The organism is Sphingomonas sp. BK235 (assembly GCF_004345855.1).
Lineage (GTDB): Bacteria > Pseudomonadota > Alphaproteobacteria > Sphingomonadales > Sphingomonadaceae > Sphingomonas.
Map to the genome: position 1 here is coordinate 401,982 of NZ_SLXN01000002.1, position 25,095 is coordinate 427,076.

Here is a 25,095-nt window from a genome sequence, read left to right on the forward strand (position 1 = left end):
GTTGCAGCCGCGCCATCGCCGCCGCGGACCGAAGCGGCGATCGCGAGCCTTTCCCTCGCCCCGCCAGCGGAGTAGGAGCGGCGGGCGATGACCACCGCCGCTCCCCTGCTGCCCCCGGCCGACTGGCGCGATTTCGTCGCGCTGACCAAGCCGCGCGTGATGACCCTGGTCGTGTTCACCGGTCTGTGCGGGATGCTCGCGGCGCCGGTCGCGGTCGATCCGGTGCTGGGCTTCACCGCGATCCTGTGCATCGCGCTCGGCGCCGGCGCGGCGGGGGCGCTCAACCAATGGTATGAGGCCGATCTCGACGCGGTGATGAAGCGCACCGCGGCGCGCCCGCTGCCCGCGGGGCGTATGGAGCGCCAGTCCGCGCTGCACTTCGGCGTCGGGCTCGGCGCCTTCTCGGTGATCCTGATGGGGCTGGCGGTGAACCTCGCCGCGGCGGCGATCCTCGCGGTCTCGATCCTGTTCTACGTGCTGATCTACACCGTGTGGCTCAAGCGCCGCACCCCGCAGAACATCGTCATCGGCGGCGCCGCGGGCGCCTTCCCGCCGCTGATCGGCTGGGCCGCGGCGACGGGCGAGGTGGCGCTGCTGCCGCTGCTGCTGTTCTTCCTGGTGTTCCTGTGGACGCCGCCGCATTTCTGGGCGCTCGCGCTGTTCGTGAAGACCGATTACGCCAATGCCGGCGTGCCGATGCTCCCGGTGGTGGCGGGCGAGCGCGTGACGCGGCGCCAGATCGGGCTCTACACGATCCCGATGGCGCTGGTGGCGGTGGCGCCCTGGCCCCTCGGGCTGGCGGGGCCGGTCTATGGCGTGGTGGCGATCGCGATGACCGCGGTGTTCGCGCTGCTCGCCGCGCTGGTGGCGACGGGGCGGACCAGCGCGGCGCGGCCGATGCGCTACGAGAAGCAGCTGTTCGGCTTCTCGATCCTGTATCTGTTCGTCCTGTTCGGAGCGCTCGTGGTGGATCGGTGGGTGGCATGACGCCGGAGGAACAGGAACTGGTGCGGCGCCGCCAGAAGGGGCGCGCGACGGTGGTGGCGCTGCTGCTCGCCGCCTTCGTGGTGCTGATCTTCTTCATCACCATCGCCAAGATCCGCCAGGGCATGGCGCATTGAGCATGCCGCGGTCGTTCCTGGGTCTCTCGCGCACCGGCCGCACCGCGTTGCTCGCGGTGCTCGGCATCTGCTTCATGACCGGGCTCGCCTTCGCCAGCGTGCCGCTCTACCGGATGTTCTGCGAGGCGACCGGGCTCAACGGCACCACCGGCCGCGCCGAGCGCGCGCCGGGCGGGGTCCACCGCTCGATCACGATCGCGTTCGACGCCAACACCAGCCCCAAGCTGCCGTGGCGCTTCCGCCCCGAGCGCGAGCAGGAAGTGGTGGAGATCGGCGCGCGCGACATGGCCTTCTTCGCCGCCACCAGCCGCGCCGCGCAGGACACGACCGGCACCGCGACCTACAACGTCACCCCCGCGGTGGCGGGCAAATATTTCACCAAGATCCAGTGCTTCTGCTTCACGCAGCAGACGCTGAAGGCGGGCGAATCGCAGCGCATGCCGGTGATCTTCTACGTCGACCCGGCGATCCTCACCGATCCCGACACCAAGGACGTGGAAACGATCACGCTGAGCTACACATTTTACCCGGTGGATTCCGCCGGGCGAGCCGGCTAGACGAGAGCCGATAAGCGTAACGGGGAGAGCCGCGCATGGCCGGTGCCAAGAACCACGAGTACCACATCCTGCCGCCCAGCCCCTGGCCGCTGCTCAGCTCGATGGCGGCGCTGGTGATGGCGGCCGGCGGCATCATGTACATGCACCAGGCGGTGGGTGGCGGCTGGGTGTTCCTGATCGGCTTCGCCTCGGTGCTGTTCTGCATGTACGGCTGGTGGCACCAGGTGCTGCGCGAGGCGCATGCGGGCGATCACACGCCGGTGGTGCAGCTTCATTTCCGCTACGGCATGATCCTGTTCATCGCCTCCGAGGTGATGTTCTTCGTCGGCTGGTTCTGGGCCTTCTTCGATTTCGCGCTGTTCCCGACCGCGATGCAGTTCGTCGACGGCCAGGTCGAGCGCGCCGCCGAGGGTGCCGCCGCGATCGCGGCGCAATGGCCGCCCAAGGGGCTGGAGGTGATCAACGCCTTCGAGCTGCCGCTGCTCAACACGCTGATCCTGCTGTGCTCGGGCACCACGGTGACCTGGGCGCACCATGCCTTGATCCACGATCAGCGCGGCGGCGAGAAGCGCGGTCTCTGGGGCCTGCTCGGCGTGGGCGACCGCGACGGCGTGCTCAAGGGTCTGTGGCTGACGGTCGCGCTGGGCGTGCTGTTCAGCAGCATCCAGGCCTATGAGTATATGCACGCGCCGTTCCCCTTCAAGGGGATCAACTATGGCGCGGCCTTCTTCATGGCGACCGGGTTCCACGGCTTTCACGTGCTGGTCGGTACGATCTTCCTGATCGTCAACCTGATCCGCGCGTACAACGGCGCCTTCACCCCCAAGCAGCATTTCGGCTTCGAGGCCGCGGCGTGGTACTGGCATTTCGTCGATGTGGTGTGGCTGTTCCTGTTCGTCACCGTCTACGTCTGGGGCGGCTGGGGCGCGCCGATCCACGGAGGCTGAGGCGCCTATGTCGGGCGAGGAGCGGGTCGCGCCGCGCCCGCTCGACGTCGGCCTCAAGGGGCTGTGCCCGCGCTGCGGCGCGCCGACGCTCTATGCCGGGCTGTTGCGCTTCGCCGAGCGGTGCGACCGCTGCGGGCTGCGCTTCGCCGACTTCAACGTCGGCGACGGGCCGGCGGCTTTCCTCACGCTGATCTGGGGCACGATCGTGGTGGCGCTGGCGATCACGCTCGAACTGTCGCTCGCGCCGCCCTGGTGGGTCCACGCGCTGCTGTGGGTGCCGCTGACGCTGGCCGGAGTGATTGGCTCGCTGCGGCTGGCCAAGGGCTGGCTGATCGCGGCCGAGTATCGCAACGCCGCGCGCGAGGGACGGGTCGCCGAATGAGGCGCGTGCCGGTCGTACCGACGCTGCTGGTCGCGCTCGCCGCGGCGGTCATGGTCGCGCTGGGGCTGTGGCAGCTGCTCGAGCGCAAGCCGCAGAAGGAGGCGCTGCTCGCGCAGCTCGCCGCCAATCCGGGCAAGCCGCCGATCGCCTTCCCGCGCTTCCCCGACGACGCGCTGCTGTTCCGCCGGGCGAGCGCTTTCTGTCTCCAGCCGGTCGGCTATGAGCGCGCGGGAGCGGGGGCGGCGGGCTTCCGCGTGATCGCGCTGTGCCGCACCGGCGCCGAGGGGCCGGGGCTGCGCGTCCAGATCGGGACGACGCGCGACGCTAAGACGGCGACGACGTGGCGCGGTGGTGAGGTACGCGGCTGGATCGCGCACGCGCCCGACGCGCGCCCGCTGATCGCGACGGTGATGGCGCCGCGCGCGCGCGAGTTGATGCTGGTGAGCGACAGCCCCGCGCCGGGGCTCGCCGCCAACACGCCGCCCGACCCGTCGAGCGTGCCCAACAACCACCTCGCTTATGCGGTGCAATGGTTCCTGTTCGCGGCGGTCGCGGTGGTGGTCTATGTCGTCGCGCTGCGGCGACGCGGGGACGGGCGCGTCACGCCTCACGACCCTCCCCGCTAGCGGGAAGGAATTGTCTCACCTCACCCGCTCAGATCCCCGCCCACCAATCATAGTCGACGTTGTCTTCCCAATAGCCGCCGCGCCCCTTGCCGACCCCGGCGAGCGATTCTACCGCCGTCACGCGCATCAGATATTTGGCGTGTTTGTACCCGAGCTGGCGCTCGACCCGCAGCCGCAGCGGCGCGCCATGGCCGACGTCGAGGAAGCGGTCGTTCATCGCCCAGGCGAGGATCGTCTGCGGGTGGAAAGCGTCCACCAGATCGATCGATTCATAATACGGCGCGCCGCCGTAATAGTCCGCGCAGGTGAAGACGATGTAGCGCGCGCGCTCGCTCAGCCCCGCCGCGCGCAGCACGTCGGCGAGCCGCGGCCCCTGCCACTTGCCGATCGCGCTCCACCCCTCGACGCAGTCGTGGCGGGTGATCTGCGCGCGCTGCGGGAAGGCGCCGAGATCGCGCAGCGACAGCCGCAGCGACCGCGCCACCAGCCCGTCGACCGCGAGCCGCCAGTCGGCGAATCGCCCCGCGCGCAGGGCGGCATAGGCCTCGGTCCCCGGATCGCGCGTGCCGTTGGTGCGAAAGCGCGGCGACATCTGATCGGGCCGGAACTCGGGAGCGAGCGCGTCGCGGTCGAACAGGGCGCGCTGCAGACCGCGGTGCATGTCCTCCCCCTTGAACAGGATGGTGCGGACCTGCGGCTGCTGGATCATGCGATCGCACGCGCCGAGCAGCAGCGCCCCGCCGCCCATCGCGCCGCGCGCGAGCAACTGGCGCCGGCGCAGCATCACTCGGGCACCCGCCACCAGCCGGTGATCATGGAGCGCAGCTCGTTGCGCCAGCCGGCGAGGATCACGAGCGCGAGATGGACGACGGTGAACAGCGTCAGCCCCACCATCGCGAGGAAATGGAGCGAGCGCGCCGATTGCCGCCCGCCGAGCAGATCGAGCAGCCAGTGCCAGCCAGCATCCATCCCCGGCGACAGCGCCAGCCCGGTGACGATCACCAGCGGCAGCAGTCCGAACAGCACCAGCACATAGCTCACCTTCTGCAACACGTTATACTCGCCGGGCGCGGCGGGATCGTGGAAGCGGAAGGCGAGATGCGCGCGCACGTCCGCGGCGAGATGCGCGGGGGCGAGATCGCGGCGACGCAGGCGCAGGTCGCGCTGGATGTGGCGATTGATCAGGCTGACGATCAGGTAACCGAGCAGCGAGAAGGCCAGCACCAGGGCGAAGAACAGGTGCCAGCGCCGCGAGATCGCGAGATTATAGTGGGCGGGGATGGTCAGCCAGGCGGGGAAGCGCGGCAGCTGCGCCCAGGCATGGTCGAAATTGGCGCCGTAGCGCCCCCAATAGAGCCGCGGATGCGCGTTGGAGATGCCCAGCCCCGAGCCGATCAGCACGAAGATGGCGAGCGCGTTGAGCCAGTGCCACAGTCGCGTGGCGAGCCGGTGACGGCGGATGGCGGTTGCACCCATGCGCCCGTCCTAGCAGAGGTTGGCGTATGACCGAATGGCATTTCTACGAGCCCGCCGCCGGACACGGCCTGCGCCACGACCCCCTCAACGCGATCGTCGCGCCGCGCCCGATCGGATGGATCAGCACCGTGTCGCGCGACGGCGTGCGCAACCTCGCGCCGTACAGCTTCTTCAACCTGTTCAACTACAAGCCGCCGATCGTCGGCTTCTGCTCGGTGGGGGCCAAGGACTCGCTGGCGAACGCGCGCGAGACCGGCGAGTTCGTGTGGAACCTCGCCACGCGCGATCTCGCCGAGGCGATGAACGCGTCCTCGGCGATGGCGCCGCCGCATGTCGACGAGTTCGAGCTCGCCGGACTGGAGACGCTGCCCGCGGCCAAGGTGCGCCCGCCGCGGGTCGCGGCGAGCCCGGTGCAGTTCGAATGCGTCGTCACGCAGGTGGTGCAGCTCGAGGCGCGCGACGGCGACGCGCTGCCCGCGTGGCTGGTGCTGGGCGAGGCGGTGGCGGTGCACGTCGACCGCGCGCTGATCGAGGATGGCGTGTATCAGACCGGACGCGCGCGCCCGATCACGCGCGGTGGCGGGCCGGCCGACTATTTCGAGATCGGTGACGACCAGCTGTTCCGGCTCGAACGCCCGCGCTGAGAAGGGTCGGGCCGAGCCGGGTTCCGGCGACACCGCGACCGGAACGCGCGCGTCACACCCGCTCCGCCGCGTTGACCGCCTCGGCGGCGCGCAGCGCGGCGAGCAGCCGCATCAGCTGGTGCGCGTCATGCACCTCGACGTCGATCAGGTTGGTGTGGAAGCGCGAATCGCGGTTGTCGAGCCGCAGGTTGATGATGTTGGCCTTGTGCTGACCGATGATCGTCGCGAGCATGCCGAGCGCGCCGGGCTCGTTGCGCACCTCCACCGAGATGCGCGCGGTCGCCCCCTCGGTGGCGTCGCCCCATTGCACGTCGATCCAGTCGGTCTCGTCCTCGGAGCGCTCGGCGAGGTCGGCGAGCACGCCGCAGTCGATCGCATGGACCTCGATCGAGGCGTCGGGGCGGCGCAGCCCGATGATGCGGTCGCCCGGCACCGGATGACAGCATTCCGCCAGCTCGTAGGCGACGCCGGGCGCGAGCCCCTCGATCGAGATCGCGCTCGACTGCGGCGGCGCCTGCGCGACGTCGGCGCCCGCGGAGCCGGGCATCAGCGCCTCCATCACCTGTGCGTCGGACAGATGGCGCCGCGCGATCTGCTGGAACAGCGCGGCCTCGTCGGGCAGCTTGAGCCGCTTGAGCGCCTCGTCGAGCGCGCTGTCGGCCAGTGCCGCGGGCAAGCGCTGGACGATATCGTCGTACAGCTTGCGCCCCAGCGCGATCGTCTGCTCGCGCTCGGTGTTGCGCAGGTGGCGGCGGATCGCGGCGAGCGCCTTGGCGGTGATCGCCACCTTGAGCCAGGCGGGCTGCGGCGTCTGCGCCTTGGAGCGCAGCACCTGCACCTGGTCGCCGTTCTCGATCACGGTGGAGAGCGGCACGACGCGGCCGTTGATCTTGGCGCCCACCGCCTGGTCGCCGAGATCGGTGTGGACCGCATAAGCGAAGTCGATCGGCGTCGCGCCCTTGGGCAGCTGGATCAGCTCGCCCTTCGGCGTGAAGGCGAAGATGCGATCCTGGTACATCGCGATGCGGGTGTGCTCGAGCAGTTCCTCGGGCGTCGCCGCGGTGTCGAGGATCTCGACCAGGTCCTTGATCCAGTCCTGCTGCGAATCGGGGCGCAGCGCCGCACCGCCGCCGACCGACTGCTTGTACGCCCAGTGCGCCGCCAGTCCGAACTCGGCCTCGGCATGCATCGCGGGGGTGCGCAGCTGAATCTCGATGCGGCGGTTCTCGGCATGGATCACGCTGGTGTGAAGCGAGCGATAGCCGTTGCGCTTGGGGGTGGAGATATAATCCTTGAACCGCCCCGGCACCATCGGCCAGCGGCGGTGGATGATGCCGAGCGCGCGGTAGCAATCCTCCTCGGTCGGCACGATCGCGCGGAACGCCATGATGTCGGACAGCTGCTCGAAGCTGATGTGGCGCTCCTGCATCTTGCGCCAGATCGAATAGGGGTGCTTCTCGCGCCCCGACACCTGCGCCTCCACCCCGGCACGGCCAAGCAGCAGCTTCAGCCCCGAGCCGATCTTGGCGATGCGGTCGCCGCCCGAGCCTTCCTTGAGCTGCTCGAGCCGCTTGGTGATCGACTGATACGCCTCGGGCTCGAGCTGTTCGAAGGCGAGCGTCTGCATCTCCTTCATGAACTCGTACATGCCGATCCGCTCCGCGAGCGGGGCATAGATGTCCATCGTCTCCTTGGCGATGCGGCGGCGCTTCTCCGGCTTGGGGATGAAGTGGAGCGTGCGCATGTTGTGCAGCCGGTCGGCCAGCTTCACCAGCAGCACGCGGATGTCGCCCGACATCGCCAGCAGGAACTTGCGCAGGTTCTCGGCGGCGCGCTCGTTCTCGGTCTGCGCCTCGATCTTGCTGAGCTTGGTGACGCCGTCGACCAGCCGCGCGACGTTGCCGCCGAAGATCCGCTCGATCTCCTCGGGGGTGGCGACGGTGTCCTCGACCGTGTCGTGGAGGATCGCGGTGGCGATCGTCTCATCGTCGAGCCTCAGCTCGGTGAGGATGCCGGCGACCTCGATCGGGTGGCTGAAATAGGGATCGCCGCTGGCGCGCTTCTGCGTGCCGTGGGCGTTGACCGAGAAGACATAGGCACGGTTCAACATCGCCTCGTCCGCCTCGGGATCATAGGCGAGCACGCGATCGATCAGTTCATATTGCCTCAGCACCGATCCAATGTGCTTACATCCACGGTGACAATGCAACAACGATGCCGAAAAAATCGTATCGGCGTGTTGCCGGCGCGGTGGCGCGGCTATCGCCTGCGCGCTGCCTCGGCTAGCGTCGGCGCACGGAGTTGAGTGTGGAACAGCGGCGGTTGCGCGAACATCTGTCGGAATGCAGCCTGCCCGCCGCGCTGGAGGCGATGGGGGAGCGCTGGGCCTTCCTGATCCTGCGCGCCGCGTTCAACGGCCTGCATCATTTCGAGGAATTCCAGCAGGAGCTGGGCATCGCGCGCAACATCCTGGCCAACCGGCTGGCGCGCTTCGTCGCGCACGGCATCATGGAGCGCGGCAGCGTGCCCGAGGACCGGCGCAAGGTGGTCTATCGGCTCACCGAGAAGGGCTGGGCGCTGCTGCCGACGATGGTGGCGCTGCGCCAATGGGGCGAGCGCTGGGAGACCGGCTGCCCCGCTTCGCCGGTGCTGGTCGACGTGCGCGACGGACGCCCGGTGCGCGCGGTGGCGGTGCTGAGCCACGACGGGCGCGCGCTGGGCAAGGGCGACCTCCACTGGGCGCTGCTGGAATAGAGCTCATGATCCGTCGGTGCCGGGTGGAAGCCCGGGAGCGGCGCGGTCGGGATCGCGCGCGGCACGACCGTTCCCCGCCCCCGTCAGCCTGGACCCGGCCGCACGGCGGCGGACCGACCGATACGGCGATACGTGGTCCGACCGACGATCACCCCTGCGGCAGCGTCGCGATATAGGCGCGCACCGCGTCGCCGATCGGGACGGGACGTCCCGTCGGCAGGTGGACGTTGACGCTCACCATCGTGATGACGCTGCACAGCGCCCCGGTCGCGGCGTTGGTCAGTTCGAAGCGCAGGGTCATGCTGGTGGTACCCAGTTTCTCGACACGCACGAACGCTTCGACCTCGTCCCCCCAGGTGAAGGGCGCCAGATAGTCGAGCTCGGCGCGGCGGATATGGAACTCGCTCTCCTCCCAGGCGGCGCCGAGCGCCTCGGCGATCCCGCTGGCGCGCCAGAATTCGGTCGCGGCGACGTCGGCATATTCGAGGTAGCGCGAGTTGAAGACGACGCGCTGACCGTCGATCTCGGCGTAGCGGACGCGGAAGCGGGTGGAGAAAGCGAAGCCGGGGCGGGTCATGCGCGCGCGCTGTGGCGCCGCGCGCGGGCGCGGTCAACCGCCGCGCACCCGGCGCTTCCCCGCCGCGGACCGCGGCTCAGCCCGCCGCCTTGCCCGGTACGTTGACCCCCATGCTCTGCAGGTAGCGTTTCACGTTGCGCGCCGCCTGGCGCAGCCGCTGCTCGTTCTCGACCAAAGCGATCCGCACGAAGCCCTCGCCGTTCTCGCCATAGCCGACGCCCGGCGCCACCGCGACCTTGGCGTGGCTGAGCAGCTGCTTGGAGAATTCGAGGCTGCCGAGATGCGCCAGCGCGGGCGGCAGCGGCGCCCAGGCGAACATCGAGGCGCGCGGCGCGGGCACGTCCCAGCCGGCGCGCGCGAAGCTCTCCACCAGCACGTCGCGGCGCTTGTGGTAGAGCTGACGGTTCTTCTCGACGATGTCCTGCGGGCCGTTGAGCGCGGCGCAGGCGGCGGCCTGCACCGGGGTGAAGGCGCCATAGTCGAGGTACGACTTCACCCGCGTCATCGCCGCGATCAGCTTGCGGTTGCCGACCGCGAAGCCGATCCGCCAGCCCGCCATCGAATAGGTCTTGCTGAGGCTGGTGAACTCCACCGCGACGTCGCGCGCGCCGGGCACCTGGAGGATCGAGACGGTCGGCTTGCCGTCATAATAGAGCTCGGAATAGGCCAGGTCGGAGATCACCCACACCTGGTTCTCGCGCGCCCAGGCGACCAGCCGCTCGTAGAAGGCGAGGTCGACCGTCTCTGCGGTGGGGTTCGACGGATAGTTGACCACCAGCACGCTCGGGCGCGGCACGGTGAAGGCCACGGCGCGGTCGAGGCTCTCGAAATAATGTTCGTCGGGCGTGGTCGGCACCGCGCGGATCGTCGCGCCCGCGATGATGAACCCGAACGTGTGGATCGGGTAGCTCGGGTTGGGCGCCAGCACCACGTCGCCCGGCGCGGTGATCGCGGTGGCGAGGCTGGCGAGCCCCTCCTTCGACCCCATCGTCACGACCACCTCGGTCTCGGGGTCGACCTCCACGCCGAAGCGGCGGCCATAATAATTGGCCTGGGCGCGGCGCAGACCGGGGATGCCGCGCGACTGCGAGTAACCGTGCGCGCTCGGCTTCTGCGCCACCTCGACCAGCTTGGCGATGACGTGATCGGGCGGCGGCAGATCGGGGTTGCCCATGCCCAGGTCGATGATGTCCTCCCCGCCCGCGCGCGCCTGTGCCCGCATCGCGTTGACCTCGGCGATGACATAGGGCGGCAGGCGCTTCATGCGGTAGAATTCGTCGGACACGGATGGGCACTCCTTTGCGCTCACCTATATCGCCATTCGCCGGGGCGCGGCACCCGTCCGACAGAAAAAGCGTGGGGGGCCGCTTCGCCGCGCAAGGAGCTTGCGCTATGCCGGCCACGCCAACGAGGAGCGACGAGCCGTGAGCGCGACGACCAAGCCGCCGATCCCCGATCTCGCCGAGCTCCAGCACTGGACCTGGGTGGCGGGACGCGCGCAGCAGATGCTGATGGAGGCGGGCGTGCCGCTCGCCGCGCCGGAGAAAGCGGCGGCGCAGGTGCAGGACTTCTGGAGCGACTATCTGGCGCTGTGGCAGCGTTTCGCCGCCCCCGACGCCGGCGCCACCGCCGCGCCCGAGAAGGACCGCCGTTTCGCCGCGGCGGCGTGGCGCGACCATCCGCTGTTCGACTGGATCCGCCAGAGCTACGCCTTGGTCGCGGACCATCTGCTGCGCGGCGTCGACCAGCTCGATGGCGTCGACGAGCGTACCCGCGAGCAGCTGCGCTTCGCCACGCGCGGGTTCGTCGACGCGATGAGCCCGTCCAACTTCGCGCTGACCAACCCCGAGGTGATCGAGCGCACGATCGCGACGCGCGGCGAGAATCTGCTCGCGGGGTTGCAGCATCTGCTCGCCGATCTCCAGCGCGGGCAGGTCACGCACAGCAAGCAAGGCGCCTTCGCGCTGGGCGAGGATCTCGCCACCACGCCGGGCGAGGTGGTGAAGCGCACGTCCTTCTACGAGCTGATCCAATACACCCCCGCGACCGATACGGTGCTGGCCGCGCCGCTGGTGATCTTCCCGCCCTGGATCAACCGCTTCTACATCCTCGACCTGACGCGCGAGAAGAGCTTCATCCGCTGGGCGGTGGAGCAGGGCGTGACCGTGTTCGTGGTGTCGTGGCGCTCCGCCGACGCGGCGATGGCCGAGGTGACGTGGGACGATTATGTCGCGGCGCAGCTCGACGCGATCGAGACCGTGCGCGCCTTGCTCGACGTGCCCGCGGTCCATACCGTCGGCTATTGCGTCGCGGGGACGACGCTGGCCGCGACGCTGGCGCTGCTCGCGGCGCGCGGCGAGGCGGATCGCGTCGCCAGCGCCACCTTCCTGACCGCGCAGGTGGATTTCAGTCGCGCGGGCGAGCTGCTCCATTTCGTCGACGACGAACAGCTCAAGTTCATGGCGACGCTCAGCCCGCAGGGATATCTCGACGGCCGCTATCTCGCCGCGACGTTCAACCTGCTGCGCGGGCGCGATCTCATCTGGAACTATGTCACGCAGAATTATCTGCTCGGCAAGGATCACGTGCCGTTCGACCTGCTCCACTGGAACGGCGACGTCACCAATTTGCCCGCCAAATGGCATCTGGCCTATCTCACCGATCTGTACCGCGACAATCGGCTGGCCAAGGGCGAGATGAGCGTGGCGGGCGTGCTGATCGACCTCGGCCGCGTCACGACCCCCAGCTACGTCCAGGCGGGACGCGACGACCATATCGCGCCCGCCGAGAGCGTGTGGAAGCTGACCGAGCATTTCCGCGGCCCGCTGCGCTTCGTGCTGGCGGGCTCGGGGCATATCGCTGGCGTGGTCAACCCGCCGGCCGCGGGCAAATACCAGCATTGGATCAACGAGGCCCCGGCGGACACGCTCGACGCCTTCCTCGCGGGCGCGCGCGAGGTCAAAGGCAGCTGGTGGCCCGACTGGGCGGCCTGGCTGCGCGCCCGCGCGCCCGAGGAGCTGCCCGCCACCGGCGCACGCGTGCCCGGCGCGGGCGCGCTGCCCGCGATCGAACCCGCGCCCGGGAGCTACGTGCGTACGCGCTGACCGGGGCGGCCGCGGTACCGCCCCGGCCCGCGCGTGTCAGAAGCCCGCGCTGATCGTGGCGAAGACCTGGCGCGGCGGCAGCGGGAAGAAATTGTAGGTGCCGCTCGCCGCACCGATGCTGATCGTGCTCGCCGCTCTCTTGTCGGTGATGTTGGTGACGTTGAGGCTCACCGACAGTTTCTTCGCCAAGCCCGCGCCGGACACCGGCATGTCGAAGCCGATGCGGCCGGCCAGCGTGAAATAGCCCTTCACGCTCAGGTCGTTGGTATAGGTCGCGTAGCGCCGCCCGATATAGTCGCCGATCAGTTGCAGCTCGGCACCGTCGGTGCGCAGCGTCGCCACCGTCTTGTTGAGCCACTCGGGCGAGCCGGGCACCTTCTTGCCCGCGGTGGGCACCACCGTCTGCGCGGTGCCGACGGTATAATCGTCGTCGTAGCGCGAGTTGTTGTACGACAGCGCGTTGTAGAGCGAGAAGGTGTCGCCGAAGCGCAACGTGCCCGCGACATCGACCCCGTCGGTGGTGACGCTGCCGACATTGGCGAGGATCGTCGCACCGCTCGCCACCGCGCTGATCGTCTGGTTGGGGCTGATGCCGAGCAACCGGTTCGAGAAATCGACGTGATAGTAACTGATCTGCCCCTCGAATCCGGTGATCGGGCCGAGATCGAGCGCGCGGCGGGTGCGCACGCCACCTTCATAGGTCCAGCTCGTCTCGGGCTTGGTCTGATCCTTGAAGACCTCGAACAGCGTCTGACTGCCCAGCGCGAAGGGCGACAGTCCGGCCGCGGCGCTGGTCTGGAACTGGCGGACGTTCTTCTGCGCGTTGACGAAGACCTGCTCGCTGTCGGTCACGTCCCACAGCGCGCCGATCTGAGGCAGGAACCAGCGGTCGGTGTTGATCCGCCCGACCGGCAGCTCGCGCGAGCCGGTGAACGACCCCGGGATCGGCTGCACCGGCACCGCCTGGCGCGCGCGCTGGAACGTGCTCTTGAACCCGGCCTGCACGACCAGCGCGGGCACGATCCGCCACGAATCCTGTAGGTGTGCCTGGATCTCCTCGACGCGCACCTCGCTGCCATATTGCGTGATCAACGGGTCGGCGTAGCTGTTGGGGCGGCGATAGACCGAGCTGGGCTCGTTGATGTCGAAGGCGTACCAGCGCCGGAAGCTCGACGAGCTCTGCCGCTCGTACCAGCCGCCGAGCTCGACCTGATGGTCGCCGAGCTCGAGCTTGAGCGTGGACAGCCCGCCGTAGCGGTCGATGCGATATTCGGTGGTGCGCGTCGCCAGCCCGGAGTTGCCGAAGATCGTCGACAGGCGCGCCAGATTGGCCGGGGAGGTCGGGCTGCTGCCCGCCACCCCTGGGTAATAGAAAGAGAAGAGCAGCGGCAGGCCCGCCGCGGTGATCGGCCCGGCGATGATGCCGACACCGTCATTGTGGTGAAAATAGACCTGGTTGGACCAGGTCACCCGGTCGCTCGCGCGCCAGTCATATCTGGCATAGCCGAGATAGTCGGTGCGCAGCGCGCCGCCGTAATAATTGCTGTAGTTGCTGCCCGCGGCGGCATAGCTCGGCGCGCCATTGTAGGCATATTGATTGTTGAAGTATTTCAGCGCGTTGGTCAGGTCCGGGTAGAGGAACGGCCGGATATAGGGCTGATAGGGCTGGTTCGCCGCGACGACGGTGGCGTCCTCATTGGGTTCGGTCTTGTCCGAATAGGCGAAATAGACGGTCAGCTTGCCGTTGCGGTCGTCATGGACCAGCTTGGCATTGCCCTGCCAGCCGTTCTGATAGCCGACGAAGTCCCAGGCGCGCGCGCGCTGGCGCACCCCCGCGACGTAGAGCCGCGTATTCTGCCCGATATCGCCGCTGTCGAGCCGGACATAGGAGCGCGTCGCCTGGTAGCTGCCGACCGTCTGCGCCGCGCTGATGCCGAGATCGGCGCGCGGGTCGCTCGAGAAGGTGTCGATCGTGCCGCCGAGATTGCTGGTCGAGGCGGTGCCGAGATCGCCCGCGCCCGAGGCGAGCGTGACGCGGCCGACATTCTCCGAGATGATCGCGCGCTGCGGGCTCAGCCCGTTGTAATTGCCGTATTGCTGATCGCCGAGCGGGACGCCGTCGAGCGTGTAGCCGAGCTGCTGCGCGTTGAAGCCGTGGACGAACAGCGAGATGTTCTGCTCGTTGTTGCCCCAGGGATCGGCGGTCAGATAGGTCACCCCCGGCAGCGTCTGAAGCGCCTTGAGCGGGCTGGTGCCGGGCAGGATCTTCTGGATCTCGACGTTGCCGATCTGCGTGACCGAGCGCGTGACCGTGCCGGTGACGACGACGTCGTTCGTCTCGTTCGCACCGGTGGCGGGGTCGGCGGCGGGCTCGGGCGCGTCCGCGACACCCCCGCTTCCCGCGGGGGCGACCATGTCCTGCGCCGCCACGGGCGCGGCGGCGAGAGCGAGGGCGAGCACGGCGGTGCTCCCCAACAGCGTCATACGGTACATAGGTCTCGGTTCCCCAGCGGGCCTGTCTGCTGCCCGTCCGCGGCGCTGTGCGAGCATGTTCTTGCGCTGCCATGACATTTCCGCGTCGCTTCGATGACGATGGTCAGGGCGCCGCGCGCCCCTTGGCAGGTCCGCCGCACTCTGCTGTCGTGGCGCGATGCTCCGTCGCTTCCTCCCCGCGCTCCTCGCCGTGCTGCTGTTCGTCGCCGCCGCGCCGCCTGCGCTCGCCCGCACCGTGCTGTTCATCGGCAACAGCTTCACCTTCGGCGCCAATTCGGCGGTCCACCGCTACCGCCCCGATCGCGTCAGCGATCTCAACGGCGAGGGGACCGGCGGCGTCCCCGCCCTGTTCAAGACCTTCGCGGAAGAGGCCGGGCTCGACTGGCAGGTCAGTCTGGAAACCTCACCCGGCAAGGAACTGGCCTGGCACCTCGACAACAAGCGCGCGCTGATCGATCGCGCCTGGGACGCGGTGGTGTTGCAGGGCTATAGCACGCTCGACCCGCGCCGCCCCGGCGACCCGGCGCGCCATGTCGCCGCCGCGCGCAAGCTCGCCGCGCTGTTCCGCGCGCGCAACCCCGGCGTGACGGTCGATCTGGTGGCGACCTGGTCGCGCGCCGACCTCACCTACCGCCCCGGCGCGCGCTGGTCGGGCCAGCCGATCGAGCGGATGGGCGACGATCTCGCCATCGCCACCGACCGCGCGGTCGCCGAGGGGCGCGGGCTGTCCGCCACCGTCGCGGTGGGCAGCGCGTGGAACCGCGCCTTTCGCGACGGCCTCGCCGATCCCTATCCCTATGACGGCGTCGCCTACGGCCAGATCAACCTGTGGAGCTGGGACCAATATCACGCCAGCGCCGAGGGCTATTATCTCGCCGCGCTGATGGCGTTCGGCACGGTCACGCGGCTCGACCCGCGGTTGCTCGAGGGGCGCGAGCGCGCGGCCGACGATCTCGGGCTCGAACCCAGGGTCGCGTCGCGGCTGCGCGCGCTCGCCAGCGACGAGCTGCGCGCGCGCGGCCACATCGTCTGAGGCGCGGCGTCGACGCTCTCGCCATTCCGGGTAGGCGAGCGCGGTCGCGGTCACTAAGGTCGCCGCGCGTTCATGACGGGAAGAGAGGGTTCATGCTGCGGAATCTACTGGCAATTGTAACGATCTCCGCGGCGCTGTCGGGATGTGGCGGGGGCGGCGGCGAGACCAGCGCCAACGCCGCCGCACCGGCTGACGCGGCCAGCCCCGCGGCCGCACCGGTCAATTACGGCAACGCCAAGCCCGCCGCGACCAAGCCCTTCACCACCGCCGCGGTAGCGACCTTCGACGAGCCCTGGGCGCTCGCCTTCCTGCCCGACCGGCGGATGCTGGTGACCGAGAAGCCCGGCAAGATGTGGCTGGTCACCTCCGCGGGTGCCAAGACCGCGGTGGGCGGGGTGCCGACCGTCCATGACGAGGGGCAGGGCGGCCTGCTCGACGTCGCGGTGTCGCCGCGGTTCGCGAGCGATCGTGCGGTGTATCTGACCTATAGCGAGCCGGGGCCGGGCGGCGACTCGCTCGCGCTGGCGCGCGCGACGATCGATCCTGCCGCGGCGCGCCCGGCGCTGACCGGGCTCCAGGTGATCTGGCGCCAGCTGCCGCGCGGCAAGGGCGGGCAGTTCGGCGGCTACATCGCCTTCGCCCCCGACGGGCAGCATCTGTTCCTCGCCGCCGGTGACCGGATGCGCATGGCGCCCGCGCAGGATCCCGACCAGCCGGTCGGCAAGATCCTGCGGCTGACGCTGGACGGCAAGCCCGCGCCGGGCAATCCGGGCGAGGGCAAGACCGGCAAGGCGACGGTCGGGCTGATCGACCCGCCCGCCAACACCGGCGCCGCGGCGAGCGCGCCCGTCCGGCAGGTGACGCTGCCCGGCCCCAATCTGACCCCGGCCGAGACGTGGAGCACGGGCCATCGCAACCAATATGGCCTGGCGTTCGATGCCAAGGGCCGGCTGTGGTCGACCGAGATGGGACCCAAGGGCGGCGACGAGCTGAACCTGATCGAGCCGGGCCGCAATTATGGCTGGCCGCTGGTGTCCTATGGCTCCAACTACGACGAGACGCCGATCCCGAGCCCGACCACGCGCCCCGAACTGGCGGAGCCCGCGCTCTACTGGAACCCGGTGATCGCCCCGGCGGGCTTGACCTTCTACGACGGCAACATGTTCCCCGAGTGGCGCGGCTCGGCGTTCATCGGCGGCCTGGCGGCGACCGCGCTGGTGCGGATCGCCTTCGACGGCACGACCGCGCGCGAGGCGGAGCGCTGGACCATGGACAATCGCATCCGCGCGGTGGTGAGCGGCCCCGACGGCGCGCTGTGGCTGCTCGAGGACGGTGCGGGGGGTCGGCTGCTGCGGCTCACGTCGCGCCGCGCCGGCTGAGCCGCGCGCGGGGGATCACGGCCCGGGCGTGATCCCCCCACCGGTACTGCACAGCGGGCCGCCTCGCGGTGCGGGGGAAGCGGATCGCGGCGCGGCGCCGCCTCTTGTGTTGCTTGAAAGACACACCCATCTTGCGCCCCAGAACAACAGGGCGTCACGATGAACCTCGAGAAATTCACTGATCGCGCCAAGGGCTTCCTCCAGTCGGCGCAGACCGTCGCGATCCGCATGAGCCACCAGCAGATCGCGCCCGAACATCTCCTCAAGGCGCTGCTCGAGGACGAGCAGGGCATGGCCGCCGGCCTGATCAAGGCCGCCGGCGGCGACGCGCGCCGCGCGGTTGCCGAGACCGACCTCGCGCTGTCCAAGTTGCCGTCGGTCTCCGGCCCGGGCGCGCAGTCTTCGCCCGGACTCTCCAACGACGCGGTGCGCGTGCTCGACCAGGCCGAGCAGATCGCCCAGAAGGCGGGCGACAGCTATGTCACCGTCGAGCGGCTGCTCGTCGCGCTGGCGCTGAGCCTCAACACCGCCGCGGGCAAGGCGCTCCAGGCCGCGGGGGCGAAGCCCGAGGCGCTCAACCAGGCGATCAACCAGCTGCGCGGCGGCCGCACCGCCGACACCGCCGGTGCCGAGGACCGCTACGACGCGCTCAAGAAGTTCGCGCGCGACCTCACCGAGGCGGCGCGCGCGGGCAAGCTCGACCCCGTGATCGGCCGCGACGAGGAGATCCGCCGCACCATCCAGGTGCTGGCGCGCCGCACCAAGAACAACCCGGTGCTGATCGGCGAGCCCGGCGTCGGCAAGACCGCGATCGTCGAGGGGCTCGCGCTGCGCATCGCCAACGGCGACGTGCCCGACGGGCTCAAGGACAAGATTCTGATGGCGCTCGACATGGGCTCGCTGATCGCGGGCGCGAAATATCGCGGCGAGTTCGAGGAGCGGCTCAAGGGCGTGATCGACGAGGTCAAGGCCGCGGAAGGCGCGATCATCCTCTTCATCGACGAGATGCACACGCTGATCGGCGCGGGTAAGTCCGAGGGCGCGATGGACGCGGGCAATCTGCTCAAGCCCGCGCTGGCGCGCGGCGAGCTCCACTGCGTCGGCGCCACCACGCTCGACGAATATCGCAAGCACGTCGAGAAGGACCCGGCGTTGCAGCGGCGCTTCCAGCCCGTCTTCGTCGGCGAGCCCACGGTCGAGGACACGATCTCGATCCTGCGCGGGCTCAAGGAGAAATACGAGCTGCACCACGGCGTGCGCATCACCGACGGCGCTCTGGTCTCGGCGGCGACCCTGTCGAACCGCTACATCACCGACCGCTTCCTGCCCGACAAGGCGATCGACCTGATGGACGAGGCCGCCAGTCGCATCCGCATGGAGGTGGAGAGCAAGCCCGAGGAGATCGAGTCGCTCGATCGCCGCATCCTCCGCCTCAAGATCGAGCGCGAGGGGCTCAAGCGCGAGACCGACGCCGCCAGCCTCGACCGGCTGGAGACCCTCGAGGACGAGCTCGCCAACCTCGAGCAGCAGTCCGCCGAGCTGACCGCGCGCTGGCAGGCCGAGAAGGACAAGATCGCGGGCGAGGCCAAGCTCAAGGAGCAGCTCGACGCCGCGCGGCTCGAGCTGGAACAGGCGCAGCGCCAGGGCGATCTCGCCAAGGCGGGCGAGCTCTCCTACGGGCGCATTCCCGCGCTGGAGAAGCAGCTCGCCGAGGCGGCTGGCGCCACGCAGGGCGCGATGCTGCGCGAGGAGGTCACCGCCGACGACATCGCCGGGGTGGTCAGCCGCTGGACCGGCGTGCCGGTCGACCGCATGCTCGAGGGCGAACGCGAGAAGCTGCTCCGCATGGAGGAGGTGTTGGGGAAGCGCGTGATCGGCCAGGCCGAGGCGGTGCGCGCGGTCTCCACCGCGGTGCGGCGCGCGCGCGCGGGCCTGCAGGACCCGAACCGGCCGCTGGGCAGCTTCCTGTTCCTCGGGCCGACCGGCGTCGGCAAGACCGAGCTGACCAAGGCGCTCGCCGAGTTCCTGTTCGACGATCCCTCCGCGATGGTGCGGATCGACATGAGCGAGTTCATGGAGAAGCACGCGGTGGCGCGGCTGATCGGCGCGCCGCCGGGCTATGTCGGCTATGAGGAGGGCGGCGTGCTCACCGAGGCGGTGCGGCGCCGGCCCTATCAGGTCGTGCTGTTCGACGAGGTGGAGAAGGCGCACGGCGACGTGTTCAACGTGCTGCTTCAGGTGCTCGACGACGGGCGGCTGACCGACGGGCAGGGCCGCACGGTCGACTTCTCGAACACGCTGATCATCCTCACCTCGAACCTGGGCAGCCAGTATCTGGCCAACCTCGACGAGGGCCAGCCGGTCGAGGCGGTCGAGCCGCAGGTGATGGAGGTGGTGCGCGCGCACTTCCGGCCCGAGTTCCTCAACCGGCTCGACGAGGTGATCCTGTTCCACCGGCTGGGGCAGGCGCACATGGGGCCGATCGTCGACATCCAGGTCGGCCGCGTCGGCAAGCTGCTGGCGGAGCGCAAGGTGTCGCTGGAGCTGACGGACGCGGCGCGGGCGTGGCTCGGGCGGGTCGGCTATGACCCGGTGTATGGCGCGCGACCGCTCAAGCGCGCGGTGCAGCGCCACCTCCAGGACCCGCTCGCCGAGCTGATCCTGCGCGGCGAGGTGAAAGACGGCGCGACGGTGCGGGTCGACGAGGGCGACGGGAAGCTGGCGCTCGCGGTGGCGTGAGGGGCTGAGTCTTTCCTGAGCCAGATCCTCCCCGCTACGGAGAGGGGACCGCCGCGCGTTAGCGCGGTGGTGGGGGCTCTCCGCTCACGAGCCGGCTCGTTCGCGGGAAGCCCCCTCCGTCGGCGCTGCGCGCCGCCACCTTCCCGCGAGCGGGGCGGATCAGGGCGTCGCGCTCTCCCATGTCTTCTCGCGCAGGTTGAGGTGGCTCAGCTTCCGCCGCGCCAGCCGCGGACCTAAGAAGCGGTAGAAATACCAGTCCTTCGCCGCTGCCGGTGTGAAATGGTAGAGCAGCCGTTCCGCCAGCGTCCACCGCACCCGCCGACGATCGTCGCGGCGATCCGACGGCACGCACCACAGATCGTAGGGGTAGACCACGCGTCCCTGCTGCACCACGCGCTGCATGATCTCGTGGTCCATCAGCACATAGGGCCAGTGGCGCTCGGCATAGCCCCCCGCCGCGACCAACGCGGCGGTGCGGAAGGTCTGGCCGAAGCCGCCGGTGTGGGTCTGCCTGGGCCACAGCCGGCTCACGATCTGGTTGTGCCGCCGCTTGCGTCGCGCCTTCGCCGAGTCACGCGGCACGTCGGTCGCCATCGCCGCGACCACCCCCCCGTCCGCATCGAAGGCGGCCTGCGCCGTCGCCAGATAATGCGGCGGGTAGAAGGTGTCGGCGTCGCCGAACGCGACGAACTCGGTGGTGATCGCCGCCATCGCGCGTTCGAGCGCGACGATCTTGCCCGGGCGCTTCTCGTCGAGATGCACGATCTCCACCCCGTCGATCACGGCGGCCCGCGCGATCGCGGCGGACCTGTCGGTCGAGCCATTGTCGACCAGCACCAGCCGGAACGGCCGCAGCGTCTGCGCCGCCAGGCTGGCGAGCGTGTCGGCGAGATAGGCCTGCTCGTTGTAGTAAGCGATCACGACGGTCCATCTCATGCGCCCCTCTCCGCCAGCCGCATCAGCGTCGCGCATACCGCGCGGCTGGTCGCGGGGCCGTGCGCGGCGATCACATGATCGCGTGCCGCCTGTCCCATGCGCTCGATACGCTCGGGATCGGCCAGCAGCTCCGCCACCCGCGCGGCGTAATCGCGATCCTCCACCAGCAGACCGCAGCGCTCGGGGATGGCATAATCGTCGAACGAGCCGCGGAAGCCCACCACCGGCTTCCCGCACGCCATCGCCTCGATGATCGCGCGGGGCAGATAATCGCGGCGGCCCGCATGGAAGAAGACGCGCGCGCGGGCGAGCAGCGCAGGCATCTCCGCACGATCGACCTGCCCGAGCCACGCGATATGGGGATAGCGCGCGCGCAGCGCGTCGCGCTGCGGCCCGTCGCCCGCCACCGCGACGCGAAAGCGGGGCGACAAGCGACCGATCTCGTCGAAGCTCTTGTACGGCACCAGCCGGCTCGCCGCGATCAGGTCGTAGGTCGGTTCCGCCGCGATCGGCTTCCAGACGTCGAAGTCGATGATCTGGCCGACGAGCTGCGTCCTGGCCGCGGGATAGGCCCGTCGCCAGAACGGCGGCCGCGTCAGCCGCCGGCCCTGGACCGGGCTTTCCAGGAAGATGAACGCCGCGCGCGGCACGAGCCTGCTCCAATGCCCGCCGCCCAGGATGATCGCGTAGCGCCGCGTCCGCGGCCGCAGCACCTGATCGTAGAGCTTGTAGCCGACGCCGCCGTCGACCCCGATCAACACGAACAGGTCGGCCGGATCGTCGCGCGCGGCCGCGTTCAACGCGCTGCTGACATGATCGCGCGACCGGCCGCGGCGATCGTCGGCGGCGAACAGGCGCACCGGATAGGGCGTGCCGCGACGCGGGTCGGACAGCAAGGTGCGGGTCTCTTCCCCCACCGCCCAAAACTCGACATCCGCCCCCATCGAAGCTAGGAGCGCGGGCAGGCGGCTGTCGCGATTGTCCCAGCTCAGCCACTCGGTTGAACCGGACAGTCCGTGATACGCCGGATAGGTCAGAACGAAGACGATGCGCGCCATGAACTCTTCTCCGGCCCAGCGATCGACCGGTGGGTTAGTCGGGGTGCGCCGCGAAGGCTAGGTTCCTCATCTCGTGACCAGCTCCCTTTTCCACTTCGCCGATGACGGGCCGCGCGTCTCCTGCCTGATGGTCACCGCCGACCGGCGCGCGCTGGCCCAGCGCTCCGTCGGCTGCTTCCTGGCGCAGGATTATTCCAACCGCGAGCTGATCATCGTCGACGACGGCGAGGAGGATTATGCGCCGATCCTGCGCGACATCCCCGCAGACCGGGTGGTGTATCACCGGCTCGACCGGCAGCCAGCGACGACGCTGGGCGAGCTGCGCAACCTGTCGCTCGACCTCGCGCGCGGCGAGCTGATCGCGCAATGGGACGACGACGATTGGTTCGCGCCGCATCGACTGTCGCATTCGGTCGACGCGCTCGGCGACAAGGCGGCGGTCTGGGGTGAGGCGACGCTGATGCACCTCGACGATCCCGCCTGGATCGATCGGCCCTATCTCGGCTGGTTCAAGGGCGGCGCGCCGAGCACGATCCTGCATCGCCGCCGCGACGACATCCGCTATCCCAGCGAGCGCAAAGGGGAAGACAGCACCTATCGCGACGCCTGGCGACGGCTCGGCACCGCGCTGATCCGGCAGCAGGACGCGCACCTGCTGATCCGCTGCTTCCACGGCCGCAACACCTGGGACCGCCATCATTTCGAGCGCCGTCTGGCGTTGCGGCCGGCGCAGATCGTCGAGTGGCGGCTGCGGCAGCTGACCGGCACCACCGAACGCTATTCAGCCTTCCGGCTCAGCGCCGCGCAGCGCGACGCGTTCGACCTTTATGTCGCGCAGTCGCGCGCGCTGGGGCTGTTTTGAGCGACCGCGGCGCGCCACCCGCCGGCGGGTGGCGGACCTGGGGCGAGCGGCCGTGGGTCCGGCGGCTCGGCGTGGCGGCGCGTGTGCTGTTCTTCGCGGGCATGATCGCCTGGATGGCGCTCAAGGTGAACGCGATCGGCTGGCGCGAGGTGGCGCGGTCGCTGCCGACCGCTCCCTTGTTCTACGTGCTGTTCGTGGTCGCTTTCCTGGTGCTGCCCGCGTCGGAGATGGCGGTGTACCGCCTCATTTTCGCGCGACCGCTGCCGGGCAGCCTGCCCGTGCTGGTGCGCAAGCGCATCCTCAACAGCGCGCTGGTCGGCTATTCGGGCGAGCTGTACCTGTTCGTATGGCTCAAGCGCGTGATCGGGCTGAGCGGCAAGACGATCGCCATCGGGCTGAAGGACAATGCGATCCTGTCGGCGGTCGCGTCGGGGAGCGTGACGCTGCTGCTGCTGATCGGCTTCGCCGCGGCGGGGAGCGGACGGCGGATCGCGGCATGGCTCGATCCCGGCCCGGCGCTGCTGATCGCGGGCGCGGTCGGGGCGGTGCTGCTGGTGCCGCTGCTGTTCCGGTTGCGGCGCCAGCTGATCGCCATGCCGCTGCCGCTCGCCGCGCGCGTGCTGGGGATCCATGTCGCGCGGATCGTGCTTGTGGTGCTGCTCCAGGCGACGCAATGGGCGGTGGTGCTGCCGCAGGAGCCGTGGAACGTGTGGCTGGTGTTCCTCACCGCGCAGATGGTGATCTCGCGGCTGCCGATCGTACCCAACCGCGACCTGCTGTTCCTGAGCGCCGGGCTGGAGATGAGCGGCGCGATCAACGGCCCGCGCGAGGCGATGGCGGGGCTGCTGCTCGCCGGCGGCGCGCTGAGCCAGGGGAGCAACCTCGTCTTCTACCTGCTCACCGCGCTGTGGCCGCAATCCGCCGTCGCGCCGGAGGATGCAGCGGCGGAGCAGGCGCGCTAGCAACGGCGCGCGTGCGGTGCGGCCTATCGCGCCACCGCCGCCACCTCGGCCGGGGTCCAGCCGCCGCCCATCGCCTGAAACAGAGCGACATAGCTGGTCAGCCGGTCGGCGCGCGCCTGCACCAGCGACAAGTCCGCGGTGAGCAACGTCCGCTGCGCGTCGAGCTGCTCGATATAGGCCGAATAGCCCGCGCGATAGCGGTTGGTAGCATTCTCCAGCGCGCCGCGCGACGCCGCCGCCTGCGCCGCCAGCGCGTCGGCCTGTTCGCCGGTGCGGCGCACGCCGGCGAGCGCGTCGTCCACCTCGCGGAACGCCACCAGCGCGGCGCGACGATAGCCATAGGCGGCCTGATCGCGCCGCGCGGTCGCGACGCGCTCCTGCGCGCGCAGCCGCCCGCCGTCGAAGATCGGCCCGAGCACGCTGGTGCCAAGCGAGAAGATCAGCTCGGGCTGCGACAGCGCGGTCGACAGCACGAGGTTCCCCGCCCCCGTCAGCGACAGATTGGGCAGCATCGCGGCGCGCTGGCTGTCGAGCGTGCGGTCGGCCGCGACCAGGGTCTGCTCGGCCTGGAACAGGTCGGGGCGGCGGCGCAGCAACTGCGCGGGAAGCCCGCCGGGCAGCGGCGGCGCGACGAGCCGGTCGAGCGCGACCCCGCGCGCGACCGCGCGCGGCGAGTCGCCGGTGAGCAGCGCCAGCGCATTCTCCTGCCGCGCGATCGCCAGCTTGGCGGCGGGGACGAGCTGCTGCGTGGCGGCATATTCCGCCTGCGCCTGGCGATACTCCAGCCGCGAGGAATAGCCGGTCTCGTAGCGCCGCCGCGCGATCCGCAGCGCCTCGGCGCGCGCCGCGAGCGTCTGGCGCGCGATCGCGAGCCGCTGGTCGAGCGCGCGCAGCGTGACATAGACCGTCGCGGTGCTCGCCGCGGTGGCGAGCCGCACCGTGTCGCGCGCCGCGGCGGTGGCGAGCAGCTGGGCGCGCGCCGCGCGACTCGCCTGGCGCAGCCGGCCGAACAGGTCGAGGTCGTAGCTCAGCGTCACCCCCGGCTGCACCGCGGCGGCGCGCGCGGTGGTGCCCAGCGCGCTGATCGACTGGCCCTGCGTCTCGGGCACGCTGCCGCCGACCTGGGGGAGCAGTTGTGCGCGCGCCAGCGCCTCCGCGGCGCGCGCTTCCTCGATCCGTGCCGCGGCGGTGAGGACGTCGAGATTGTTGGCGAGCGCGCGCTCGACCAGCGCGGTCAGCACCGGGTCGCCGAAGCCCTGCCACCATGCCGCGCTCACCGGTGCGGCATCGGGCGCGGCCAGTGCGCTGCGCCACGCCGGCGGCGGCGCCACGGTGGCGTCGGGCGGCGCGGCGCGGCGCGGACCGGGCAGCGCGCAACCGGCCAGAAGGAGCGGGAGGAGGAGCGCGCGGAGGGTGCGGGCGGGGCGGCGCGCGGACGGCACGCC

General features: G+C 70.1%; 23 protein-coding genes. 14 read left to right on the plus strand and 9 right to left on the minus strand.

Going from position 1 to position 25,095, the window contains the following annotated elements:
* The first annotated feature begins 87 nt into the window (after positions 1 to 87).
* The 6 genes from EV292_RS07470 to EV292_RS07490 are packed head-to-tail and all read left to right on the plus strand — an operon-like array spanning position 88 to position 3,633.
* Positions 88 to 987 (plus strand): heme o synthase, encoded by a 900-nt coding sequence (locus EV292_RS07470; RefSeq protein ID WP_132908571.1) that lies wholly within the window; start codon positions 88 to 90, stop codon positions 985 to 987.
* Positions 984 to 1,121, plus strand: coding sequence for a hypothetical protein (locus tag EV292_RS22555; protein ID WP_165927042.1), 138 nt, complete (start codon positions 984 to 986; stop codon positions 1,119 to 1,121). The genes EV292_RS07470 and EV292_RS22555 overlap by 4 nt, the downstream gene beginning before the upstream one ends.
* 2 nt (positions 1,122 to 1,123) lie before the next feature.
* On the plus strand, positions 1,124 to 1,678 hold the full coding sequence (locus tag EV292_RS07475) for a cytochrome c oxidase assembly protein (RefSeq protein ID WP_132908572.1): 555 nt from the start codon (positions 1,124 to 1,126) through the stop codon (positions 1,676 to 1,678).
* Positions 1,679 to 1,713: 35 nt separating this feature from the next.
* Entirely contained in the window at positions 1,714 to 2,625 is a 912-nt protein-coding gene (locus tag EV292_RS07480) for a cytochrome c oxidase subunit 3 (protein ID WP_132908573.1), read from the plus strand.
* Between the two features lie 7 nt (positions 2,626 to 2,632).
* Positions 2,633 to 3,007, plus strand: a complete 375-nt coding sequence (locus tag EV292_RS07485; protein WP_132908574.1) for a DUF983 domain-containing protein — start codon at positions 2,633 to 2,635, stop codon at positions 3,005 to 3,007.
* Positions 3,004 to 3,633, plus strand: coding sequence for an SURF1 family cytochrome oxidase biogenesis protein (locus EV292_RS07490; protein ID WP_132908575.1), 630 nt, complete (start codon positions 3,004 to 3,006; stop codon positions 3,631 to 3,633). The genes EV292_RS07485 and EV292_RS07490 overlap by 4 nt, the downstream gene beginning before the upstream one ends.
* Before the next feature lie 28 nt (positions 3,634 to 3,661).
* Here EV292_RS07490 and EV292_RS07495 read toward each other — a convergent pair whose 3' ends face one another.
* Both EV292_RS07495 and EV292_RS07500 read right to left on the minus strand, forming a co-directional pair.
* Positions 3,662 to 4,417 carry a molybdopterin-dependent oxidoreductase gene (locus EV292_RS07495; protein ID WP_132908861.1) on the minus strand — a complete coding sequence of 252 codons (756 nt, stop codon included), beginning with the start codon at positions 4,415 to 4,417 and terminating at the stop codon, positions 3,662 to 3,664.
* Positions 4,417 to 5,109, minus strand: a complete 693-nt coding sequence (locus EV292_RS07500) for a cytochrome b/b6 domain-containing protein (protein WP_132908576.1) — start codon at positions 5,107 to 5,109, stop codon at positions 4,417 to 4,419. The genes EV292_RS07495 and EV292_RS07500 overlap by 1 nt, the downstream gene beginning before the upstream one ends.
* 26 nt (positions 5,110 to 5,135) lie before the next feature.
* Between EV292_RS07500 and EV292_RS07505 the strand changes: the two genes are divergently transcribed.
* Entirely contained in the window at positions 5,136 to 5,753 is a 618-nt protein-coding gene (locus EV292_RS07505) for a flavin reductase family protein (protein WP_132908577.1), read from the plus strand.
* 52 nt (positions 5,754 to 5,805) lie between these two features.
* Here the strand turns inward: EV292_RS07505 and EV292_RS07510 are convergent, their stop codons facing one another.
* Entirely contained in the window at positions 5,806 to 7,926 is a 2,121-nt protein-coding gene (locus EV292_RS07510; RefSeq protein WP_132908578.1) for a bifunctional (p)ppGpp synthetase/guanosine-3',5'-bis(diphosphate) 3'-pyrophosphohydrolase, read from the minus strand.
* Between the two features lie 197 nt (positions 7,927 to 8,123).
* On the opposite strand from EV292_RS07510, the gene EV292_RS07515 reads away from it, so the two are divergent.
* A complete protein-coding gene (locus EV292_RS07515; protein ID WP_132908862.1) occupies positions 8,124 to 8,507 on the plus strand; it encodes a helix-turn-helix domain-containing protein in 384 nt (127 codons plus the stop codon).
* Positions 8,508 to 8,655: 148 nt separating this feature from the next.
* On the opposite strand, the gene EV292_RS07520 is transcribed toward EV292_RS07515, so the two are convergent.
* Both EV292_RS07520 and EV292_RS07525 read right to left on the minus strand, forming a co-directional pair.
* Entirely contained in the window at positions 8,656 to 9,084 is a 429-nt protein-coding gene (locus EV292_RS07520; protein WP_132908579.1) for a thioesterase family protein, read from the minus strand.
* A gap of 76 nt (positions 9,085 to 9,160) precedes the next feature.
* Positions 9,161 to 10,369 (minus strand): LL-diaminopimelate aminotransferase, encoded by a 1,209-nt coding sequence (locus tag EV292_RS07525; protein WP_132908580.1) that lies wholly within the window; start codon positions 10,367 to 10,369, stop codon positions 9,161 to 9,163.
* Between the two features lie 139 nt (positions 10,370 to 10,508).
* On the opposite strand from EV292_RS07525, the gene phaC reads away from it, so the two are divergent.
* On the plus strand, positions 10,509 to 12,188 hold the full coding sequence (gene phaC, locus EV292_RS07530; protein WP_243693655.1) for a class I poly(R)-hydroxyalkanoic acid synthase: 1,680 nt from the start codon (positions 10,509 to 10,511) through the stop codon (positions 12,186 to 12,188).
* 36 nt (positions 12,189 to 12,224) lie between these two features.
* Here phaC and EV292_RS07535 read toward each other — a convergent pair whose 3' ends face one another.
* Complete coding sequence (locus EV292_RS07535; RefSeq protein WP_347812576.1) at positions 12,225 to 14,648, minus strand: TonB-dependent receptor; 2,424 nt, start codon at positions 14,646 to 14,648, stop codon at positions 12,225 to 12,227.
* Between the two features lie 190 nt (positions 14,649 to 14,838).
* On the opposite strand from EV292_RS07535, the gene EV292_RS07540 reads away from it, so the two are divergent.
* The 3 genes from EV292_RS07540 to clpB all read left to right on the plus strand — a co-directional run bounded on the left by EV292_RS07540 (position 14,839) and on the right by clpB (position 19,832).
* A complete protein-coding gene (locus tag EV292_RS07540) occupies positions 14,839 to 15,714 on the plus strand; it encodes a PEP-CTERM sorting domain-containing protein (protein ID WP_132908582.1) in 876 nt (291 codons plus the stop codon).
* 92 nt (positions 15,715 to 15,806) lie between these two features.
* Positions 15,807 to 17,093 carry a PQQ-dependent sugar dehydrogenase gene (locus EV292_RS07545; RefSeq protein WP_132908583.1) on the plus strand — a complete coding sequence of 429 codons (1,287 nt, stop codon included), beginning with the start codon at positions 15,807 to 15,809 and terminating at the stop codon, positions 17,091 to 17,093.
* A 159-nt stretch (positions 17,094 to 17,252) separates the two neighbouring features.
* Entirely contained in the window at positions 17,253 to 19,832 is a 2,580-nt protein-coding gene (clpB, locus tag EV292_RS07550; protein ID WP_132908584.1) for an ATP-dependent chaperone ClpB, read from the plus strand.
* A 159-nt stretch (positions 19,833 to 19,991) separates the two neighbouring features.
* Here the strand turns inward: clpB and EV292_RS07555 are convergent, their stop codons facing one another.
* Together EV292_RS07555 and EV292_RS07560 are read right to left on the minus strand one after the other, a co-directional pair.
* Positions 19,992 to 20,768 (minus strand): glycosyltransferase family 2 protein, encoded by a 777-nt coding sequence (locus EV292_RS07555; protein ID WP_243693656.1) that lies wholly within the window; start codon positions 20,766 to 20,768, stop codon positions 19,992 to 19,994.
* The gene (locus EV292_RS07560) at positions 20,765 to 21,826 is read right to left on the minus strand and encodes a glycosyltransferase (protein ID WP_132908586.1); all 1,062 of its coding nucleotides are present in this window, start codon (positions 21,824 to 21,826) and stop codon (positions 20,765 to 20,767) included. Before EV292_RS07560 ends, EV292_RS07555 begins: the two co-directional genes overlap by 4 nt.
* Before the next feature lie 73 nt (positions 21,827 to 21,899).
* Between EV292_RS07560 and EV292_RS07565 the strand changes: the two genes are divergently transcribed.
* Positions 21,900 to 22,688 carry a glycosyltransferase family A protein gene (locus tag EV292_RS07565; protein WP_132908587.1) on the plus strand — a complete coding sequence of 263 codons (789 nt, stop codon included), beginning with the start codon at positions 21,900 to 21,902 and terminating at the stop codon, positions 22,686 to 22,688.
* Positions 22,685 to 23,650, plus strand: a complete 966-nt coding sequence (locus tag EV292_RS07570; RefSeq protein ID WP_132908588.1) for a hypothetical protein — start codon at positions 22,685 to 22,687, stop codon at positions 23,648 to 23,650. Before EV292_RS07565 ends, EV292_RS07570 begins: the two co-directional genes overlap by 4 nt.
* A gap of 23 nt (positions 23,651 to 23,673) precedes the next feature.
* Here the strand turns inward: EV292_RS07570 and EV292_RS07575 are convergent, their stop codons facing one another.
* A complete protein-coding gene (locus EV292_RS07575; RefSeq protein ID WP_243693678.1) occupies positions 23,674 to 25,035 on the minus strand; it encodes an efflux transporter outer membrane subunit in 1,362 nt (453 codons plus the stop codon).
* Between the last annotated feature and the right edge of the window lie 60 nt (positions 25,036 to 25,095).

Coding starts and splice junctions, on each gene's coding strand:
- EV292_RS07540 (WP_132908582.1), top strand. CDS start 14,839: ATGCTCCGTCGCTTCCTCCCCGCGCTCCTCGCCGTGCTGCTGTTCGTC.
- EV292_RS07495 (WP_132908861.1), bottom strand. CDS start 4,417: ATGCTGCGCCGGCGCCAGTTGCTCGCGCGCGGCGCGATGGGCGGCGGG.
- EV292_RS07545 (WP_132908583.1), top strand. CDS start 15,807: ATGCTGCGGAATCTACTGGCAATTGTAACGATCTCCGCGGCGCTGTCG.
- EV292_RS07480 (WP_132908573.1), top strand. CDS start 1,714: ATGGCCGGTGCCAAGAACCACGAGTACCACATCCTGCCGCCCAGCCCC.
- EV292_RS07485 (WP_132908574.1), top strand. CDS start 2,633: ATGTCGGGCGAGGAGCGGGTCGCGCCGCGCCCGCTCGACGTCGGCCTC.
- EV292_RS07475 (WP_132908572.1), top strand. CDS start 1,124: ATGCCGCGGTCGTTCCTGGGTCTCTCGCGCACCGGCCGCACCGCGTTG.
- EV292_RS07470 (WP_132908571.1), top strand. CDS start 88: ATGACCACCGCCGCTCCCCTGCTGCCCCCGGCCGACTGGCGCGATTTC.
- clpB (WP_132908584.1), top strand. CDS start 17,253: ATGAACCTCGAGAAATTCACTGATCGCGCCAAGGGCTTCCTCCAGTCG.
- EV292_RS07555 (WP_243693656.1), bottom strand. CDS start 20,768: ATGAGATGGACCGTCGTGATCGCTTACTACAACGAGCAGGCCTATCTC.
- EV292_RS07505 (WP_132908577.1), top strand. CDS start 5,136: ATGACCGAATGGCATTTCTACGAGCCCGCCGCCGGACACGGCCTGCGC.
- EV292_RS07520 (WP_132908579.1), bottom strand. CDS start 9,084: ATGACCCGCCCCGGCTTCGCTTTCTCCACCCGCTTCCGCGTCCGCTAC.
- EV292_RS07490 (WP_132908575.1), top strand. CDS start 3,004: ATGAGGCGCGTGCCGGTCGTACCGACGCTGCTGGTCGCGCTCGCCGCG.
- EV292_RS22555 (WP_165927042.1), top strand. CDS start 984: ATGACGCCGGAGGAACAGGAACTGGTGCGGCGCCGCCAGAAGGGGCGC.
- EV292_RS07500 (WP_132908576.1), bottom strand. CDS start 5,109: ATGGGTGCAACCGCCATCCGCCGTCACCGGCTCGCCACGCGACTGTGG.
- EV292_RS07515 (WP_132908862.1), top strand. CDS start 8,124: ATGGGGGAGCGCTGGGCCTTCCTGATCCTGCGCGCCGCGTTCAACGGC.
- EV292_RS07560 (WP_132908586.1), bottom strand. CDS start 21,826: ATGGCGCGCATCGTCTTCGTTCTGACCTATCCGGCGTATCACGGACTG.